This window comes from Pseudomonas sp. 21LCFQ010 (genome assembly GCF_024129905.1).
GTDB lineage: Bacteria > Pseudomonadota > Gammaproteobacteria > Pseudomonadales > Pseudomonadaceae > Aquipseudomonas.
Map to the genome: position 1 here is coordinate 130,466 of NZ_JAMYDZ010000009.1, position 17,458 is coordinate 147,923.

Annotated in this window: 17 protein-coding genes; 11 read left to right on the forward strand and 6 right to left on the reverse strand. The window is 58.5% G+C overall.

The window, feature by feature from the left end; genetic code table 11:
- The first annotated feature begins 81 nt into the window (after positions 1-81).
- The 9 genes from rpsA (at position 82) to NJC38_RS13045 (ending at position 10,703) form a co-directional block, all read left to right on the forward strand.
- The gene (gene rpsA / locus NJC38_RS13005) at positions 82-1,767 is read left to right on the forward strand and encodes a 30S ribosomal protein S1 (RefSeq protein WP_045482004.1); all 1,686 of its coding nucleotides are present in this window, start codon (positions 82-84) and stop codon (positions 1,765-1,767) included.
- A 283-nt stretch (positions 1,768-2,050) separates the two neighbouring features.
- Entirely contained in the window at positions 2,051-2,368 is a 318-nt protein-coding gene (gene ihfB / locus NJC38_RS13010) for an integration host factor subunit beta (RefSeq protein ID WP_045482001.1), read from the forward strand.
- Positions 2,369-2,611, forward strand: a complete 243-nt coding sequence (locus NJC38_RS13015; protein WP_253115079.1) for a LapA family protein — start codon at positions 2,369-2,371, stop codon at positions 2,609-2,611.
- 330 nt (positions 2,612-2,941) lie between these two features.
- Positions 2,942-4,360 (forward strand): MBL fold metallo-hydrolase, encoded by a 1,419-nt coding sequence (locus NJC38_RS13020; protein WP_253115080.1) that lies wholly within the window; start codon positions 2,942-2,944, stop codon positions 4,358-4,360.
- Positions 4,361-4,471: 111 nt separating this feature from the next.
- Positions 4,472-5,449, forward strand: a complete 978-nt coding sequence (locus NJC38_RS13025) for an SDR family oxidoreductase (protein WP_253115081.1) — start codon at positions 4,472-4,474, stop codon at positions 5,447-5,449.
- Positions 5,442-6,458, forward strand: a complete 1,017-nt coding sequence (locus NJC38_RS13030; RefSeq protein ID WP_253115082.1) for a glycosyltransferase family 4 protein — start codon at positions 5,442-5,444, stop codon at positions 6,456-6,458. The genes NJC38_RS13025 and NJC38_RS13030 overlap by 8 nt, the downstream gene beginning before the upstream one ends.
- Before the next feature lie 119 nt (positions 6,459-6,577).
- Entirely contained in the window at positions 6,578-8,572 is a 1,995-nt protein-coding gene (locus NJC38_RS13035) for a nucleoside-diphosphate sugar epimerase/dehydratase (RefSeq protein WP_253115083.1), read from the forward strand.
- Between the two features lie 160 nt (positions 8,573-8,732).
- Positions 8,733-9,131, forward strand: a complete 399-nt coding sequence (locus NJC38_RS13040; protein ID WP_253115084.1) for a helix-hairpin-helix domain-containing protein — start codon at positions 8,733-8,735, stop codon at positions 9,129-9,131.
- Positions 9,132-9,425: 294 nt separating this feature from the next.
- Positions 9,426-10,703, forward strand: a complete 1,278-nt coding sequence (locus tag NJC38_RS13045) for an aromatic amino acid transport family protein (protein WP_253115085.1) — start codon at positions 9,426-9,428, stop codon at positions 10,701-10,703.
- Between the two features lie 63 nt (positions 10,704-10,766).
- Here the strand turns inward: NJC38_RS13045 and NJC38_RS13050 are convergent, their stop codons facing one another.
- From NJC38_RS13050 to NJC38_RS13060, 3 genes are all read right to left on the reverse strand, one after another.
- On the reverse strand, positions 10,767-10,973 hold the full coding sequence (locus NJC38_RS13050; protein WP_045481983.1) for a hypothetical protein: 207 nt from the start codon (positions 10,971-10,973) through the stop codon (positions 10,767-10,769).
- Between the two features lie 113 nt (positions 10,974-11,086).
- A complete protein-coding gene (locus tag NJC38_RS13055; protein ID WP_253115086.1) occupies positions 11,087-11,569 on the reverse strand; it encodes a transcription elongation factor GreAB in 483 nt (160 codons plus the stop codon).
- Positions 11,570-11,572: 3 nt separating this feature from the next.
- Positions 11,573-11,932, reverse strand: coding sequence for a hypothetical protein (locus tag NJC38_RS13060; protein WP_253115087.1), 360 nt, complete (start codon positions 11,930-11,932; stop codon positions 11,573-11,575).
- 162 nt (positions 11,933-12,094) lie between these two features.
- On the opposite strand from NJC38_RS13060, the gene earP reads away from it, so the two are divergent.
- Entirely contained in the window at positions 12,095-13,228 is a 1,134-nt protein-coding gene (gene earP, locus NJC38_RS13065) for an elongation factor P maturation arginine rhamnosyltransferase EarP (RefSeq protein WP_253115088.1), read from the forward strand.
- 99 nt (positions 13,229-13,327) lie between these two features.
- Positions 13,328-13,897: an elongation factor P gene (locus tag NJC38_RS13070; protein WP_045481975.1), complete on the forward strand. Its 570-nt coding sequence runs from the start codon at positions 13,328-13,330 to the stop codon at positions 13,895-13,897.
- Between the two features lie 126 nt (positions 13,898-14,023).
- Here NJC38_RS13070 and NJC38_RS13075 read toward each other — a convergent pair whose 3' ends face one another.
- From NJC38_RS13075 to NJC38_RS13085, 3 genes are all read right to left on the reverse strand, one after another.
- On the reverse strand, positions 14,024-14,443 hold the full coding sequence (locus NJC38_RS13075; protein ID WP_253115089.1) for an organic hydroperoxide resistance protein: 420 nt from the start codon (positions 14,441-14,443) through the stop codon (positions 14,024-14,026).
- Positions 14,444-14,653: 210 nt separating this feature from the next.
- Positions 14,654-16,738, reverse strand: coding sequence for a TonB-dependent siderophore receptor (locus tag NJC38_RS13080; RefSeq protein WP_253115090.1), 2,085 nt, complete (start codon positions 16,736-16,738; stop codon positions 14,654-14,656).
- Positions 16,739-16,918: 180 nt separating this feature from the next.
- Entirely contained in the window at positions 16,919-17,371 is a 453-nt protein-coding gene (locus NJC38_RS13085; protein ID WP_253115091.1) for a MarR family transcriptional regulator, read from the reverse strand.
- Positions 17,372-17,458 lie beyond the last annotated feature (87 nt).

Sequence of the window (17,458 nt, forward strand, 5' to 3'; positions counted from 1 at the left end):
CCTTTTACATGAACGAAACCCACGTGGTCTGGAACGTGGCAGATGGGCGTATTCTTCGCCCTTGATCACACAGGAATTAAAATGAGCGAAAGCTTTGCAGAACTTTTTGAAGAAAGCCTGAAAACCCTGAATCTTCAGCCAGGCGCAATCATTACCGGTATCGTTGTCGACATCGACGGCGACTGGGTAACCGTACACGCTGGCCTGAAGTCCGAGGGCGTCATCCCGCTCGAGCAGTTCTACAACGACGCTGGCGAGCTGACCATCAAGGTCGGTGACGAAGTGCACGTTGCGCTGGACGCGGTCGAAGACGGCTTTGGCGAAACCAAGCTGTCCCGCGAAAAAGCCAAGCGCGCCGAGTGCTGGATTGTTCTGGAAGCAGCTTTCGCCGCTGAAGAAGTGGTCAAGGGCGTCATCAACGGCAAGGTCAAGGGCGGTTTCACCGTCGACGTCAACGGCATCCGTGCGTTCCTGCCGGGTTCGCTGGTCGACGTTCGTCCGGTTCGCGACACTACCCACCTCGAAGGCAAAGAGCTCGAGTTCAAGGTCATCAAGCTGGACCAGAAGCGCAACAACGTTGTCGTTTCCCGTCGCAGTGTCCTGGAAGCCGAGAACAGTGCAGAGCGCGAAGCGCTGCTGGAATCCCTGCAGGAAGGCCAGCAAGTCAAGGGTATCGTCAAGAACCTCACCGACTACGGCGCATTCGTGGATCTGGGCGGCGTCGATGGCCTGCTGCACATCACCGACATGGCCTGGAAGCGTATCAAGCACCCATCGGAAATCGTCAATGTTGGCGATGAGATCGATGTCAAGGTTCTGAAGTACGATCGCGAGCGCAACCGCGTTTCGCTGGGTCTGAAGCAACTGGGCGAAGACCCATGGGTTGCTATCAAGGCTCGTTACCCAGAGAGCACCCGCGTTACTGCACGCGTTACCAACCTGACCGACTACGGCTGCTTCGCAGAGCTGGAAGAAGGCGTGGAAGGTCTGGTGCACGTTTCCGAAATGGACTGGACCAACAAAAACATCCACCCGTCGAAAGTCGTTCAGGTTGGCGACGAAGTGGAAGTCATGGTTCTGGACATCGACGAAGAGCGTCGTCGTATCTCCCTGGGCATCAAACAGTGCAAGTCCAACCCATGGGAAGACTTCTCTGGCCAGTTCAACAAGGGCGACCGTATCTCCGGCACCATCAAGTCGATCACCGATTTCGGTATCTTCATTGGTCTGGACGGCGGCATCGACGGTCTGGTTCACCTGTCCGACATCTCCTGGAACGAAGCCGGTGAAGAAGCCGTTCGTCGTTTCAAGAAGGGCGACGAACTGGACACCGTTATCCTGTCGGTTGACCCGGAGCGTGAGCGCATCTCCCTGGGTATCAAGCAACTGGAAAGCGATCCGTTCTCCGAGTACGTCACTGTCAATGACAAGGGCGCGATCGTTCGCGGTACCGTGAAAGAAGTTGACGCCAAAGGCGCCATCATCGTTCTGGCCGACGACATCGAAGCGACTCTGAAAGCTTCCGAAATCAGCCGTGACCGCGTTGAAGACGCGCGTAACGTTCTGAAAGAAGGCGAAGAGATCGAAGCCAAGATCATCAGCGTTGACCGCAAGAGCCGCGTAATCAACCTGTCGATCAAGTCGAAAGACGTTGAAGACGAGAAAGAAGCCATTCAGAGCCTGCGCAACAAGCCAGAAGCTACTGAAAGCACTGGTCCTACCACTATCGGTGACCTGCTGCGTGCTCAAATGGAAAAGCAGAACTGAGTTCTGTGATCCATTGAAAAAGGGCGACTTCGGTCGCCCTTTTTTGTGCGCGCAAGAAATATTTCGTCACTCATCCCGGGCGCCCTTGTTGCGCGATGCAAATCCATCCGGTCTGGCGCAAAGCGAGGCGGGCTGCAAGCTGCCGCGCGTCATCCTCTCGTCACCTGAATATGCCGTATCAACCAGGCCGCACATAAGTCAAGATGCAGGCTGTTCAAAATCATCCGGTCATGCTAAAACCTTCGAAGCACTGATCTAGCTGCTTGAAAAAGAAGGGAAAAATATGACGAAGTCGGAGTTGATCGAACGAATTGTCACCCATCAGGGTCTTCTCTCATCCAAGGATGTCGAGTTGGCTATCAAGACCATGCTTGAACAAATGTCTCAATGTCTGGCTACCGGCGATCGAATCGAGATCCGCGGGTTTGGCAGCTTCTCGTTGCATTATCGTGCTCCCCGTGTTGGGCGCAATCCGAAGACCGGCCAGTCGGTAAGCCTGGACGGCAAGTTCGTTCCTCACTTCAAGCCCGGCAAAGAGCTGCGTGATCGGGTCAATGAGGAAGAAGAGGCGATGGGCTACAGCGTAGAAAAGGATCAGTGAATGCGTATTTTCAAACGAGTGCTGGCGGTAACCATCGTCTTGCTGTTGGTGCTGGTGACCACAGTGTTCGTCCTGGAGAACCGTCAGCCGGTAGGCCTGGTGTTCTTCGGTTGGTCGGCACCTGAGCTGGCGCTGGCTGTGCCTGTTATCCTGGCGTTGTTACTGGGCATGTTGATCGGTCCTGTGCTGGCCTGGTTTGGTAGCTTGCGGAACAAGCGTTCGGCCTCCAGTCGTACCGCCTGATGGGGATAGCGGTAGACGTCCTTTAGCTCAGGGCTATGGGTGCTGTGCCTGCTGCTGCCATGCTTGCCTACAGGCTTGGCTGATATTTTTCTCGCTACTGTGTGGCCTATGTTCTCTACGCTTGTAGGAATATTCATCACGTGCTGAGCGAATGTTCGATTAAGTGCTCAGGTTAATTCTTGGGTTTCAGCTTTTTCGGATTAAATCCGACCTTCTTCGGCTATCTTGCTGCAAAACTCCGGCTTTCTGGACATCCCCGTCCCGGCTTGAAAGTGCCTCTCCCCAAGGCACAATGCCTCCCGAACTGAACAGGTTGCTGGAGGAAGCTGCATGGATTACCCGCATATTGTTCACCATGGCGCGATCGAGCGGGTTACGGGGTCGTGTCACCAGCTGTTTATGGCGCCTCGTGAAAGTCTGCTGATTGACTGTGGTGCGGACAGTGGCGAGCTGAGCATGACAGCGCCTGATATGGATCTGGGCGTAATCAAAGCGCTGGTGATCAGCCATGTTCACAACGACCATGTCGGCCGCCTGCCAGCGCTTCTGGCTGCCGGTTACCGTGGGCCTGTGTTGTGCACCGAGCCTTCCGCCAGGCTGTTGCCGCTGGTTATCGAGGATGTGTTGAAGCACTGCGCTGTAGCGGACAAGGCTCTGTTGCGCCAGCTCGAACGGCAGCTGGTGGTCTTGGCCTTTGATCAGTGGTTCGAGTTGCCCGGCACAGCCCTGTCATGTTGCCGATTGCGTCTGCAAAGGGCGGGGCATATTCTCGGATCGGCCTATGTTGAATGTGATGTGCGCTATGGGGAGGACGGGCCTGCAACACGGGTGGTGTTTTCCGGCGATCTTGGCGCTTGCCAGACGCCTATCCTGCGCAGCCTGCGTGCACCTGAGTATGCTGACATCCTGGTGCTTGAGAGCACCTATGGCGACCGTTTGCATAAAGATCGCGGCAATCGTCAGCAGCGCCTGGAAAAGCTCATCGATCAGGCGCTGGTTGATGGCGGCACCGTGCTGTTGCCGGCATTCAGTATTGGCCGCACGCAAGAGCTGTTGTACGAGCTTGAGGATATTCTGCAGCGCAAGGCGCTAGCTGGGCCATTGCCGGCAGGTGATTGTCCGCAGGCGCTGGCCCACATCGACTGGCAGCAACTGCCAGTGATTCTTGACTCGCCACTGGCCAGCCGCTTTACCCAGGTCTATCAGGCATGCAAGGCGCACTGGGATGACGATGCGCAGCAACGACTGGCAGAGGGGCGGGCACCGTTGGCATTCGCGCAGTTGATTACCATCGACAGCCACGCGCAGCACCAGCAAGTGGTCAACTACCTGAGCAGTACGTTGCGCCCCGCCATTGTGATTGCCGGGCATGGCATGTGTGTGGGTGGCCGGATCGTCAATTACCTCAAGGCGATGCTGCAAGAGCCCCGTCACCATGTGCTGTTTGTCGGCTATCAGGCCAGGGGCACGCCGGGTTCACTGATACAGCAGGCGGCGGGGCAGGGTGAGGTGTCGCTTGACGGGCAACGCTTTGCCATCCGGGCAGGGGTCAGCACGGTGGCGGGTTACTCCGCGCACGCCGACCAATCGGGGTTATTGGCCTTCGTGCGTGACATGCAGCGTTGGCCCGCAGAAATACGTCTGGTGCACGGCGAAACACGTGCCAAACGTACGCTGGGCAAAGCGCTTGAACAGCTTTATGCGACCGTCGACCGGCCGCTGCAGTTGTTGATTCCCGGTGACTGCTGATCCTGCGTCCAGTCGGTCAGCCAGGCTGCCATGATGTTAAACTTGCTGCTTATTGGAATTACCCATCCGTGTTTTTTCCGTGTTCAGAGGTCAGATATTGAGAGTCAGGGAATGCGCCAGCCTGTAGCGGTTGCGGTAACGGGCGCGACAGGATTTGTTGGCCGGGCGCTGGTCCGGCGCCTGGTTGCCCTTGAGCTGCCCTGCGTGCGGGCGGCTGTGCGCAAGGTTGGGCACGGGCTGGACCCGGCAGTGGAAGTGGTCATGGTCGATGACCTGGCTGCCGATAATCGCTGGCATGAGTTTGTCGCAGGTATCGATGTGGTTGTGCACTGCGCCGCCCGGGTTCATGTGCTCGACGAGTCTGCCGGCGACCCGCAGGCGGAATATTTCCAGGCTAACGTGGCAGCGACGCTTAACCTTGCGGAACAGGCGGTTGCCGCGGGTGTCAGAAGATTCGTATTCATCAGCTCGATCAAGGTCAACGGCGAGTACTCGCTGGCTGGCTCGCCTTTCAAGGCCAGCGACCCCGGTCGCCCTGAAGATCCCTACGGCGTGTCAAAGCAGGCCGCCGAGCAGCAACTGCGTGAACTGGCTGCACGTACTGGCATGGAGGTGGTCATCGTCCGCCCGGTGCTGGTTTATGGGCCTGGGGTCAAGGCCAACTTTCTGAACATGATGCGCTGGCTGGACAAAGGTGTTCCCCTGCCGTTGGGGGCGATAAACAACCGGCGTAGCCTGGTGGCGCTGGAGAATCTGGTTGACCTGCTGGTGACTTGCCTGGCACATCCAGGCGCGGCCAACCAGACCTTGCTGGTCAGTGATGCGCAGGATCTGTCGACCACTGAATTGCTCAAGCGTGTCGGCAAGGCATTGGGCAAGCCCGCCAGGTTATTGCCAGTGCCAATGTGGTTATTGAGCACACTGGCCGCGCTATTGGGCAAGCGGGCGTTTTCGCAGCGCCTGTGCGGCTCTTTGCAGGTCGACATCGACCAGACCTGTACGCTGTTGGATTGGCGGCCGCCGGTAAGTGTCGATCAGGCGCTGCGCGAAACCGCGAATCATTATCTGGAAAATAAAAAGCATGGTTGAGTGGTTGTGGGTTCTCGGATTTGCGCTGTTGTCCTTGCTGTTGACTGCAGTCCTGCGCAGGTATGCCTTGGCTCGTAGCCTGATGGACATTCCCAATGCTCGTAGTTCGCATTCGATACCGACGCCCCGTGGCGGCGGAGTATCGATTGTCATCGCATTCTTGCTGGCAGTTTCGTGGTTAGGCGCGACAGGACGCATGCCTGCCGATCTGCTGATGGCCCTGGCCGGGGCCGGTGGCCTGGTGGCGGTTATCGGTTTTATGGACGACCACGGGCACATTGCGGCCCGCTGGCGTCTGCTTGGGCATTTTGCCGCAGCGATCTGGGCACTGGCGTGGCTGGGCGGTATGGCGCCGCTCAAGCTGCTGGGCTGGTCACTGGAGCTGGGTTGGCTGGGCAACGTTCTGGCGGTGTTCTATCTGGTCTGGATGCTCAACCTGTACAACTTCATGGATGGCATTGATGGTATCGCCAGCATTGAAGCGGTAACTGTGTGTGGCAGTGCGTGTCTGATTTATGCGCTGACCGGGCCTGGCGATCAGGTGCTGGTCGCCGCATTGCTGGCGGCTGCAGTGGCAGGTTTCCTGTACTGGAATTTTCCGCCGGCACGAATTTTCATGGGCGATGCCGGCAGTGGTTTTCTGGGCATGGTGCTCGGCGTACTGTCCTTGCAGGCTGGCTGGGTGTCGCCTTCACTGTTCTGGGCATGGCTGATCCTGCTCGGCGTGTTTGTGGTGGACGCTACCTTGACCCTGATCCGGCGTTTGCTGCGCGGCGAGAAAGTGTATGAAGCGCATCGTAGCCATGCCTATCAGTTTGCTTCGCGTCATTACGCCCGGCATCTGCCGGTAACCCTGGCGGTGCTGGTGATCAATCTGGTCTGGTTATTGCCTTGGGCACTGTTGGTGGCCAAAGGCTGGGTCGATGGTGTGACAGGTCTGGTCCTTTGCTGGTTGCCATTGGTGTGGCTGGCCTTGAAATTCAAGGCCGGGCAGGCTGAGCGGGGCTGATTTGACAGCGCGGACCAGCGGTTTTTCATATAGATTGTAACAATTGCTTCGACGAGCTCGGGGCCTGGATGGTTGTAGTGAGGTTTCAAACGAGGTGGCAAGGATTGATTGAGGACACCATGGACAAGATACGAACCTTTCTGCTGGCGCTGCCGCGTCGCCAGAAACGGATCATTCAGGTCGGCACTGACGTCCTGCTGGTCTGGTTCGCCTTGTGGATGGCGTTCGTGGTCCGTCTTGGGGTCGATGATCTGATCAACCCGCTGGACAAGTACACCTGGCTGTTTGTCAGTGCCCCGCTGGTTTCGATCCCGCTGTTCATTCGCTTCGGCATGTACCGGGCGGTGATGCGCTATTTCGGCAACGATGCGCTGATCGCAATCATCAAGGCGGTGACTCTTTCGGCGCTGATTCTCGGTTGCGTGGTGTACGTCTACAGCAACCATCAGCAGATCGTGCCGCGGTCGATCATGTTCAACTACTGGTGGTTGAGCATGGTCATGATCGGTGGGCTGCGCCTTGCCATGCGCCAGTATTTTCTCGGTGACTGGTTTGCTGCCGTGCAGCATGTGCCCTTCGCCAGCCGCGACGATGGCCTGCGCAAGGTGGCCATCTATGGTGCCGGAGCCGCCGGTAATCAATTGGTAGCTGCACTGCGCATGGGGCGGTTGATGCGCCCCGTGGCGTTCATCGACGACGATGAGTCGATTTCCAACCGGGTCATTTCCGGGTTGCAGGTCTACAAGCCCAAGCATATCCAGCGCATGATCGAGGTGACCGGCGCCCAGGAGATCCTGCTGGCGGTGCCTTCATGCACCCGTGGCCGGCGCCGCGAGATTCTCGGCTACCTGGAGGGCTTCCCGCTGCATGTGCGCAGTGTGCCTGGTTTCATGGACCTGGCAGCCGGGCGGGTCAAGGTCGATGACTTGCAGGAAGTTGATATCGCAGACTTGCTGGGGCGTGATTCAGTGCCGGCCCAGGACAACCTGCTGGAACACTGTATCAAGGCCCAGACCGTACTGGTCACCGGTGCCGGCGGCTCGATCGGTTCGGAGCTGTGCCGCCAGATCCTGCTGCTCAAGCCGGCCACGCTGCTGTTGCTGGATCACAGCGAATTCAACCTTTACACCATTGTCAGTGAGCTGGAGCAACGTCTGGCCCGTGAGGCGCTTTCGGTCAAGTTGCTGCCCATCCTGGGCTCGGTGCGCAACCATCCCCGGCTGCTTGATGTGATGAAAACCTGGAAGGTCGACACCGTCTACCATGCGGCGGCCTACAAGCATGTACCGATGGTCGAGCACAATATTGCCGAGGGCGTGGTCAATAACGTGGTTGGCACCCTCAATACCGCACAGGCGGCGTTGCAGGCCGGAGTTTCCAACTTTGTCCTGATCTCCACCGACAAGGCGGTGCGCCCCACCAATGTCATGGGCAGTACCAAACGCCTGTCGGAGATGATCCTGCAAGCGCTCAGCCGCGAAGCAGCGCCGGTGATGTTTGGTGATCAGTCCAATGTGTATCAGGTCAACAAGACCCGCTTCATCATGGTGCGCTTTGGTAATGTGCTGGGCTCTTCAGGCTCGGTGATTCCGTTGTTTCACAAGCAGATCCAGACTGGCGGGCCGTTGACGGTTACCCACCCGAAGATCACGCGCTATTTCATGACCATCCCCGAGGCCGCCCAACTGGTGATCCAGGCCGGTTCCATGGGGCAGGGCGGCGACGTGTTTGTGCTGGACATGGGGGAGCCGGTAAGAATCATCGAGCTGGCGGAAAAGATGATCCATCTCTCGGGCCTGAGCATTCGCTCGGAGAAAAACCCGCACGGCGATATTTCCATCGAGTTCACCGGTTTACGGCCGGGAGAGAAGCTCTATGAGGAGTTGTTGATCGGCGACAACGTGGTGGCTACCGAGCACCCGATGATCATGAGTGCCAATGAGGACTACTTGTCCTGGGATATGCTCAAAGTGTTACTGACCCGCTTGCTGACAGCGGTCGACAAGGACGATTACCACACGGTTCGGCAGCTGCTGCGCGAGACCGTCAGCGGCTATGCGCCGGATGAAGATATCGTTGACTGGATTCATCAGGAGCGTCGCCGGGAAACCTGAAAAAGCAAGGCGAAACGGGGTAGGAACTGGCTGTTTCGTGACTGTTTGTGAGGTAATTCCCTGACATGCTCAGGCACTTTTACAGGTTCGCTTACTGGATTAGCTTTCAGGGGCAGTATTGGAATGCTGCTTGAACCTATAAACCCAAGGAGTGCCTGTCATGCGTAATGTGTTGCTTTCTTCTGTTTTGTCCGTCCTGCTGGCAACTGCCTCCCTGACGGCTGTTGCCAACCCGATGGGGGCTGCTGCCAATCCCATGGCGGCTGAAACCATGCCCATGGGGGCTGGTGCCATGCCTATGGGGGCTGAATCCATGTCCATTGGGGCTGAAGCCATGGCCGGCCAGGCCCAGCAGGTCGCTGACAAAATCAACATCAATACCGCAGATGCCTTGACCCTGCAGAAAGCGCTGTCCGGCGTTGGCCTTAACAAGGCCAATGCCATCGTGGCGTACCGTGAAAGCAATGGTAACTTCACCTCGGTCGACGAGCTCATCGAGGTCAGTGGCATCGGCAAGACCCTGCTCGACAGGAATCGTGACAAGCTGGCCATCGAGTAACGTCAGCGCAGCATGAACGAGGCCGATCCTGATCGGCCTTTGTTTTTCAGCCCCACAGACGTTTGCTGCCTGCCTGGGTGTACCTCGCAATGCACGTTTTGTGCTGTCAACCAGATTAATGTGCTCGTTTTGCCATTTGTCACGGTGTTTTTCGCACGGTTGATCTGATATTCCTTGCTTTCCGGTTCTGATCACGGAAAATCGCGCCCCTGCTTTTCAGGGCGGGCGCCGCGCTGCCAATTCCATCCGTGGCGTCCTTGCTTGTGCAATTACCGGAAACGGAGACACGACCGGATGAACGATCAGGCCAATAGCGTCGTAGAACGCCTGGATACAGTCCCCGCAGAGAATGCTGCTTGGAATCGCAACGATACCACCTGGATGCTGGGCCTGTTCGGCACCGCCATCGGCGCAGGTACCTTGTTCCTGCCCATCAGTGCCGGTATCGGCGGCTTCTGGCCTTTGATGGCGCTGGCGATCCTGGCTTTCCCGATGACCTTCTTTGCCCACCGCGGCCTGACCCGTTTCGTACTTTCGGGTCGCAGCGGCGGCGATATCACCGAGGTGGTCGAAGAACACTTTGGTAAAGGCGCCGGGGCAATGATTACCCTGCTGTATTTTTTTGCGATCTTCCCGATCCTGCTGATCTACAGCGTTGGCCTGACCAACACCGTCAGCAGCTTTCTGGTCAACCAGTTGCACATCGCGCCGCCACCACGTGCATTGCTGGCGTTCGCGCTGATCCTCGGCCTGCTGGCGGTGGTCCGTTGCGGCGAGCGGGTCATCGTTAAAGTGATGAGCATGATGGTCTATCCGTTCATCGTCTCGCTGCTGTTTCTGGCGGTGTTCCTGATTCCGCACTGGAATGGCGGTATCCTCAGCACGGCCTCCACGTTGCCTGAGCCTGCGACCTTCCTGCCAGCCCTGTGGCTGGCGATCCCGGTGATGGTGTTCTCCTTCAACCACACGCCAATCATCTCGGCGTTCGCGGTGGACCAGAAGCGCCTGTACGGTGAACAGGCCGATGCACGCAGTTCCAGAATTCTGTCCCGCGCCCATTTGCTGATGGTATTGATGGTGCTGTTCTTTGTGTTCAGTTGCGTGCTGACCCTGTCGCCCGCTCAACTGGCTGAAGCCAAAGCCCAGAACCTTTCAGTGTTGTCCTACCTGGCTAACCACTTCCAGAACCCGACCATCGCGTTTGCCGCGCCGCTGATCGCGCTGGTGGCGATCTCCAAGTCGTTTCTGGGGCATTACATCGGCGCCAGCGAGGGCTTCAAGGGTCTGGTGCTGAAGTCTGGCGCGCGTCCGGGCAGCAAGGCTCTGGATCGTCTGACAGCGCTGTGCATGCTGGTGGTGTGCTGGATCGTTGCGACCATCAACCCAAGTATCCTGGGCATGATCGAAACCCTGGGCGGGCCGGTGATCTCGGTGTTGCTGTTTCTGATGCCGATGTACGCGATCCGTAAGGTGCCGGCCATGCGCAAATACTCGGGCAAGCTGTCCAACGTGTTTGTGGTGATGTCCGGCGTGGTAGCGATTTCTGCGCTGGTCTGGTCGTTGACCCACTAAACGACCTGCAGCGACAGGCGGCGGGCGTGCTCGTCGCCTTGCTGGATGGGACGGTGGCGCTGGTCAATCCTGCGGCGCAGGATGCAGTGGCCGGGTCAGGCTCATGAGATGGGCATAGTCGTAGATGTACTGCCGGCCGGCATGGCTGGTCAGGCGCAACTGCTCGATCAGTTGCAGTTCCTTCTTGCTCAGGTACTTCAGCGCCGGATGCTCATTGGACTTCAGGCGATTACGTTCATGGGCGTCAGGAAATGCGATGACGTTCGTCATGAAAAATCTCCTTGGGTAATTAGTCCTTCAAACTGCCCCGTCACTTTCCTACAGCGACAACGAACCTTACCCACAAACTCTCCGCACCCGCAAGCCCACTAATGGGTAGGACATCACAGTGCTTGCGTGACCTCGAAGACCTGACGCTGACCGCTGACGACGATTTCCACGCTATCGCCTTCAGCCTTGCCCAGCAGGCTGTGGCCCAGCGGTGCGCGTGAGGTGATCACCGTGATCAACTGGTCATCGGCCTGAATCTTCAGGCCTGCGGCATCGGGTCCCAGAAATAGCTGGCGCGAGTCACCGTGCTCGGTTTCGAGCATCACCAGATCGCCGACCTGAATCCCGCGTTGTTCGTCGAAGGGTTTGCCCGCTGTCTGCTGATAAACGCTCAGCGCCTGACGAATCTCTTCGACCCGGCGTGCCTGGCCGGCGGCCAGATAGGAGGCCTCCAGGCCCAGCGTGTCGTACTTGTTTTCGGCGATGTTCTCTTCGTGGGTCGCGGCCTCATAGGCTGTTTGTGCGGCACGCACGGCAATGTCGAGGTCATGCTGCAAGCGTTCGACGATCAGGTGCAGCAGGTGATTCTTGTCCATGGGTTATCCGCAGAATTCATTGATGCTGGCCCGGCTTTTTTCGCTGGGAGCGGTGCGATCCTGTTGCATCCAGAAGTCGCACTTGGCGCGATTGAAGTGTTTGTTCTGCTGCGCCTCAGCGTATTCACGCGCCTGGCGTGCTTCACTTTCGCGCAGGCTTTGCTCGAATTTCTTGAACATCGCATCAGGTTGTTGAAGGGCCGGTTCTGGCACGGGTGCTGGTGCGACCCGGGTGACCGCTTCGGCCAGGGCGCGGGTCTGGGTTTCAGGCAAGGCCTTGAGCAGCAGCGGGCCGGTCAGGATCACGGCAACGGCGCCGAGCCAGATGCCCAGGGCAATGCACACAATCAACTTGAGTGACACGTAGAGTTCGTGACGACGGCTTTAGCTGGACATGGCGATCACTTCCTTTGACGGCGTAGGCGGTGGAGGGCGCAGTTGACTCATTGTGCCACGCCCGGCGCTGGTGCAAAGCGCTTGTTACGGGCGACAATCGCCGCTTTGAGGTTGGCTTCGGGAAGCGTAATGCAAGTTTCATGGGACATCTTTTGCGATGTCGTGGATAACTACGGCGATGTAGGCGTCACCTGGCGTCTGGCCCGCCAATTGGTGGCCGAGCATGGCTTTGCCGTACGCTTGTGGATCAACGATCTATCGGCCTTCGTGCGCCTGTGCCCGCAGGCCGATCCAGTGGCGGCCCGGCAGTGCCAGGCCGGCGTTGAGGTCTGCCACTGGCCTGAGGACTGGCAGCCTGCCTCAATTCCCGATGTTGTGCTCGAAGCCTTTGCCTGTCGCTTGCCCGAGGCCTACACCCAGGCCATGTTGCAACGCAGCCCGCGACCGGTATGGCTGAACCTCGATTATCTGAGTGCCGAGGACTGGGTCAGTGGCTGTCATGGTCTGCCATCGCCGCAAGCCAACGGCTTGAAGAAGTTCTTCTTCTTTCCAGGCTTTACCGGGCAGACTGGCGGTTTGCTCCGTGAGCAGTCGCTGATTGCCCAACGCCAGGCGTTTCAGGCCGACCCCGCTGCCCAGCAGGATTTCTTGCGCAGGCTTGGGGTACAGCCTGAGTCCGGTGCGCGGTTGATTTCGCTGTTCGCTTATGAAAATCCGGCATTAGGCAGTTGGCTGGACCAGTTGCTGGGCGAAGGCGTTGTCACCCACTTGCTGGTGCCGCAAGGGCGCATTGTCGGCGACTTGCAGCGCTGGCTGGGGGAGGGCGGCCTGCAAGCCGGTGCCATTCGTCGGCGCGGGGCTTTGACCATTCAAGTGCTGCCGTTCGTAGCTCAGGAACAATACGACCGCTTGTTGTGGTGCTGCGATTTCAATGTGGTGCGCGGCGAAGACTCGTTCGTCCGGGCGCAATGGGCTGCGCGGCCGATGCTCTGGCACATTTATCAGCAGCAGGACGATGCCCACCAGCCCAAGCTGGAGGCGTTTCTGGCGCTCTACCTCGCGACGTTGCCCGCAGAAGCTGCGCAGGCGACTGCCGAGCTGTGGCGCGCCTGGAGCGCCGGGGAGGAGCTGCAGGAGGGCTGGCAGCAACTGAATCGATATTGGCCGCAAATGCGTGAGCATGCAGAACATTGGTGCCAACAGCAGGCAGCGCGCAGCGACCTCGCCTCAGCGCTGGTACAGTTTTACCGAAATTCGCTATGATACGCGGCCTTGATATCAGGCTCTGTACGAAAAACCGCCTGCACAGGCTGCTTCTCGTACAGAGCCTTCGCTAACTCCATCCAAATTCGGATATCTGCAATGAAAACTGGTAAAGAGCTGAAACCCGGCACCGTGATTCGTATCGACAACGATCCTTGGCTGGTTCAAAAGGCTGAGTTCACCAAGTCCGGCCGTAACAGCGCGATCATGAAGACCAAGCTGAAAAACCTGCTGACCGGCTACAAGACTGAAACTGTCTACGGTGCAGACGACAAGCTGGACGATGTGATCCTGGACCGCAAGGAAGCCACCCTGTCGTTCATCAGCGGTGACACCTACACGTTCATGGACACCACCGACTACACCATGTACGAGCTGAACGCCGAAGACATCGACGCCGTTCTGCCATTCGTCGAAGAAGGCATGACCGACGTTTGCGAAGCCGTGTTCTTCGAAGAGCGTCTGGTTTCGGTAGAGCTGCCGACCACCATCGTGCGTCAGGTTGACTACACCGAAGGTTCCGCTCGTGGCGACACCTCTGGCAAAGTGATGAAGCCTGCCAAACTGAAAAACGGCACCGAGCTGAGCGTTGCTGACTTCATCGAAATTGGCGACATGATCGAGATCGATACCCGTGAAGGCGGTTCCTACAAAGGCCGTGCCAAATAAGCACAGCTTTGTAGCCACGCTTCACGAAAAAGCCCGCACAGTGTTGCGGGCTTTTTCGTTGCGGATGAAAAAACGGGAGATCCGCAAGGGATCTCCCGTTAGTGCAAGCCAAACCGTTTGCAGCAATCAGACGGTCACGTGCAGGCGTACATCAACGTTGCCACGGGTGGCGTTGGAGTACGGGCAGACCTTGTGCGCTGCATCGACCAGTTGCTGGGCGTCAGCCTGTTCCAGGCCCGGCAGGCTGATGTGCAGGTCGATGTCCAGGCCGAAGCCACCCTCAATCTGACCAATGCCCACGTGAGCGGTGATCGAGGCGTCTGCCGGGATACTACGCTTGCTCTGGCCGGCCACGAACTTCAGGGCGCCGATGAAGCAGGCCGAGTAGCCGGCGGCAAACAGTTGCTCAGGGTTGGTGGCTTCACCACCCGCGCCGCCGAGTTCTTTTGGGGTGGCCAGCTTCACATCGAGAATGTTGTCACTGGAGATCGCACGGCCGTCACGGCCACCGGTGGAGGTTGCTACTGCGGTGTAGAGCGCTTTCATGAGGTTTCCTCGCTGGTTTTGTTTAGCGCTAAAATTTAGCGTGCTAACTAATGTGAGGTGAAATGTATCCCGCAATTATCTTGCGCGCAAGTTAATTGTTGGGAATTTTTCGGGCTGGTGCGTAGCAAGGGTAGAAGAAGGTGTCAGAACCTGCACGCCGCAGGGCTAAACCGGTCCTGCGGCGTGCATACAGTCGTTGAACGATCCGGATCAGAAGCTATAGGTCCCGGTCACCACCAGGCTGCGCGGATCACCGAGACGGATCTGCCCGGCGCTGGTGGCCGAGCTGTAGTAGTTCTGGTCGGTCAGGTTATTCAGTGCCGCACGCAGGTCCCAGTCCTTCTGCCGGTAGCCGGCCAGGGCATCCCAGCGGCCGTAGCCAGGCAGTACCGTGGTGTTCTGGTTATCTGCATAGCGCTGGCCGACCAGGGTCAGGCCGGTTTCGGCGTACCAGCCGCTTTCCGGCTTCCAGGTCAGGAACACACTGCCGTTGCGCTTGGCGACGTTACTGACCCGGTTGCCCGCCAGGCCATTGTTGTCCTCGACGATGGTTGCGTTCTGAATGCCGATGCCGCCGCGCACGTACCAGTTGCCGGCCAGTTGCCCGGTCGCTGTCAGTTCCACGCCCCGCGAGCGCTGCATACCGGTGAGCACCGTCAGGCTCGGGTCGTTCGGATCGGTTGTGCGGCGGTTGTAAAGCTCCAGCTCATAAATGGCCAGGGTGGTGCTCAGACGATCATTGAGCCAGTCGCTCTTGACGCCGATTTCCTTCTGCTTGGTCAACTCGGGGCTGACATCATTGGTATTGCCGGTGGCTCCGGGGGTGATACCGATCAGGCCACCGCCGACCGGCGAGAAGGTCTTGGTCCAGGAGGCATAGAACGAATGTTCCGGCAGTGGCGTCCAGACCAGGCCGACACGCGGGCTGGTGCTATGGCTGTCACGGGCTTCGCTGATACCGCGCAGGCGGTTGGTGGTGTCGACCTCGAAGCGGTCGTAGCGCAAACCGCCAAGCAGTTGCCATTGGTCGTTCAGGCGCAGTTGATCCTGTACATACAGTGCGCGGCTGTCGACCTCGGTGTAGTTGTGGCTCGACGGGCTCATCAGCCCGGTGTGCCGCTGGTTGCGGTCCGGGTTATAGGGATCGAGCGAGGGCACCGAACCGTTGGCGGCGCTGTAGAGCTTGGGATCGCGGCGCTGGTTGCCCACTTCGATCCCGGTCAGCACCCGGTGTTCCAGGCCAAAGGTGTCGAAACTGCCTTCAAGCTCGATGTTGTTGAAGACATTGCGGGTATGCAGGTCTTGCTGGAAGCGCGCACGGGTGACCCGGTTGGTCGCGGCGGTATAGCCGGTCAGGTAGGTGTTATCAAAATCGCTGTCGAGTTTGAAGATCCCCAGGGTCTGGCGCAGTTGCCAGCGTTCGTTGAGCTCATAACTGAGCTTGGAGCGCAGCGACTGGGCCTTGTCGTCGATGTAGTCGCGGCTGTCGCCGTAAGTGGTGTCGCGGCTGACGTCCGCCGGGCGGCCACCGATACCCGGAATGCCACGATCCGGGGTGCGGTCGAAGCGGCTGTACTCGTACTGCACCAGCCAGTTCAGGTCCGGGGTCAGTTGCCAGCTCATCGACGGGGCGAACAACTGGCGATGGCTGGAGATGTCATCACGAAAGCTGTTGCTGTCCATGTTGCCCATGTTCAGGCGCAGGCTGATGTTCTCGCTGGGGTCGGCGCTCAGGTCGGCGTACAGGCTGCGCAGGTCATTGGTGCCGCCTTGGGCCTCGATGGTCGAGCGGCGCCCGGCCTGCGGTGTCTTGCTGACGCGGTTGACGATACCGCCCTGGCTGCCGCGTCCGTAAAGCACCGCCGCCGGGCCTTTGAGAACTTCCAGGCGCTCGGTGTTGTGCAGGTCGCGGACGTACTGGCTGTCGTCGCGGATGCCGTCCAGATAGAAGTCGTTGCTGGCATCGAAGCCGCGAATACGCAGGCCGTCAAAGCGGGTATCGGAACTGTCGCTGATGTTCGGCAGGCCGCTCAGCGCCGTGCCCAGGTCCTTGACACCATAGTCCAGCACGTTGGCGGTCTTGACCGTGTCGATGGCCTGCGGCACATAGCGGACCGGGGTTGAGGTGCGTGTCGCGGTGCTGACCTCTTTGACCCGTGGGCTGGTTTCTTCCTGTTCAGCGTTGGCGTTGATCGACAGTTCTGGCAGGGTGGTCGAGGCGGCGCTGACAAAACCTGCGCCAAGCAGGGCTGAGATGCCGATAGCCAGGGGCGAAAGGCGGGATGGGGCAGACATGGGTGATGCATCCTGAGTATGTGTAAGCGTTATTATTTAGGATGCGAATGTTAATGCTTGCCATTTACTATCAAGAAGGCATTCCAGCGTCGCCTTCTGCCGCGATTGTATCTTTATGTTTCAAATTGACATCAAAGGGTTATCCTAGACACTTGCCAGCCTGGCCGCGTTGGATCGGCATCAGCGATGCGCGCTCAGGTTGTCGCGCAGGTCCAGCAATTGCTCTTGCAGCTTGACCAGTCGATCCAGATCCAGGCCGCTGGCCGAGAGAATGCAATTGGGGACGGCTTGTGCCTTGAGTTGCAGGGCACGGCCCTGCTCGGTCAGGTGCAGCAGGACCACGCGCTCGTCGTCCTTGCTGCGGGTGCGACTGAGCAGGCCTTCGCCTTCCAGGCGCTTGAGCAAGGGGGTCAGGGAGCCGGGGTCGGTGAGTAGACGGGTGCTGATTTCTCCCACCGTCAGACCATCGCGTTCCCAGAGCACCAGCATGGCCAGGTACTGCGGATAGGTCAGGCCCAACGCCTGGAGCAGCGGTTTGTAGACCTTGGTCATCATCAATGAGGTGGAATACAGCGCGAAGCACAGCTGGTTATCCAGTTTCAGCGCGTCGCAGGTCGAAGGTGTGTCAGTCATGAAAACTCCTGGTGCATTCGAAGCAGGGGCGTAATTTAGTGTTGTGATCTTTAATGCGCCAGATAATTCAGGCCGGCGCACAGTCTG

Bases quoted from the DNA above. Each gene is read 5' to 3' on its own strand.
- NJC38_RS13055 (WP_253115086.1), bottom strand. From the start codon at position 11,569: ATGGACAAGAATCACCTGCTGCACCTGATCGTCGAACGCTTGCAGCAT.
- earP (WP_253115088.1), top strand. From the start codon at position 12,095: ATGCAAGTTTCATGGGACATCTTTTGCGATGTCGTGGATAACTACGGC.
- rpsA (WP_045482004.1), top strand. From the start codon at position 82: ATGAGCGAAAGCTTTGCAGAACTTTTTGAAGAAAGCCTGAAAACCCTG.
- NJC38_RS13025 (WP_253115081.1), top strand. From the start codon at position 4,472: ATGCGCCAGCCTGTAGCGGTTGCGGTAACGGGCGCGACAGGATTTGTT.
- NJC38_RS13020 (WP_253115080.1), top strand. From the start codon at position 2,942: ATGGATTACCCGCATATTGTTCACCATGGCGCGATCGAGCGGGTTACG.
- ihfB (WP_045482001.1), top strand. From the start codon at position 2,051: ATGACGAAGTCGGAGTTGATCGAACGAATTGTCACCCATCAGGGTCTT.
- NJC38_RS13080 (WP_253115090.1), bottom strand. From the start codon at position 16,738: ATGTCTGCCCCATCCCGCCTTTCGCCCCTGGCTATCGGCATCTCAGCC.
- NJC38_RS13045 (WP_253115085.1), top strand. From the start codon at position 9,426: ATGAACGATCAGGCCAATAGCGTCGTAGAACGCCTGGATACAGTCCCC.
- NJC38_RS13050 (WP_045481983.1), bottom strand. From the start codon at position 10,973: ATGACGAACGTCATCGCATTTCCTGACGCCCATGAACGTAATCGCCTG.
- NJC38_RS13035 (WP_253115083.1), top strand. From the start codon at position 6,578: ATGGACAAGATACGAACCTTTCTGCTGGCGCTGCCGCGTCGCCAGAAA.
- NJC38_RS13075 (WP_253115089.1), bottom strand. From the start codon at position 14,443: ATGAAAGCGCTCTACACCGCAGTAGCAACCTCCACCGGTGGCCGTGAC.
- NJC38_RS13085 (WP_253115091.1), bottom strand. From the start codon at position 17,371: ATGACTGACACACCTTCGACCTGCGACGCGCTGAAACTGGATAACCAG.
- NJC38_RS13040 (WP_253115084.1), top strand. From the start codon at position 8,733: ATGCGTAATGTGTTGCTTTCTTCTGTTTTGTCCGTCCTGCTGGCAACT.
- NJC38_RS13030 (WP_253115082.1), top strand. From the start codon at position 5,442: ATGGTTGAGTGGTTGTGGGTTCTCGGATTTGCGCTGTTGTCCTTGCTG.
- NJC38_RS13015 (WP_253115079.1), top strand. From the start codon at position 2,369: ATGCGTATTTTCAAACGAGTGCTGGCGGTAACCATCGTCTTGCTGTTG.
- NJC38_RS13070 (WP_045481975.1), top strand. From the start codon at position 13,328: ATGAAAACTGGTAAAGAGCTGAAACCCGGCACCGTGATTCGTATCGAC.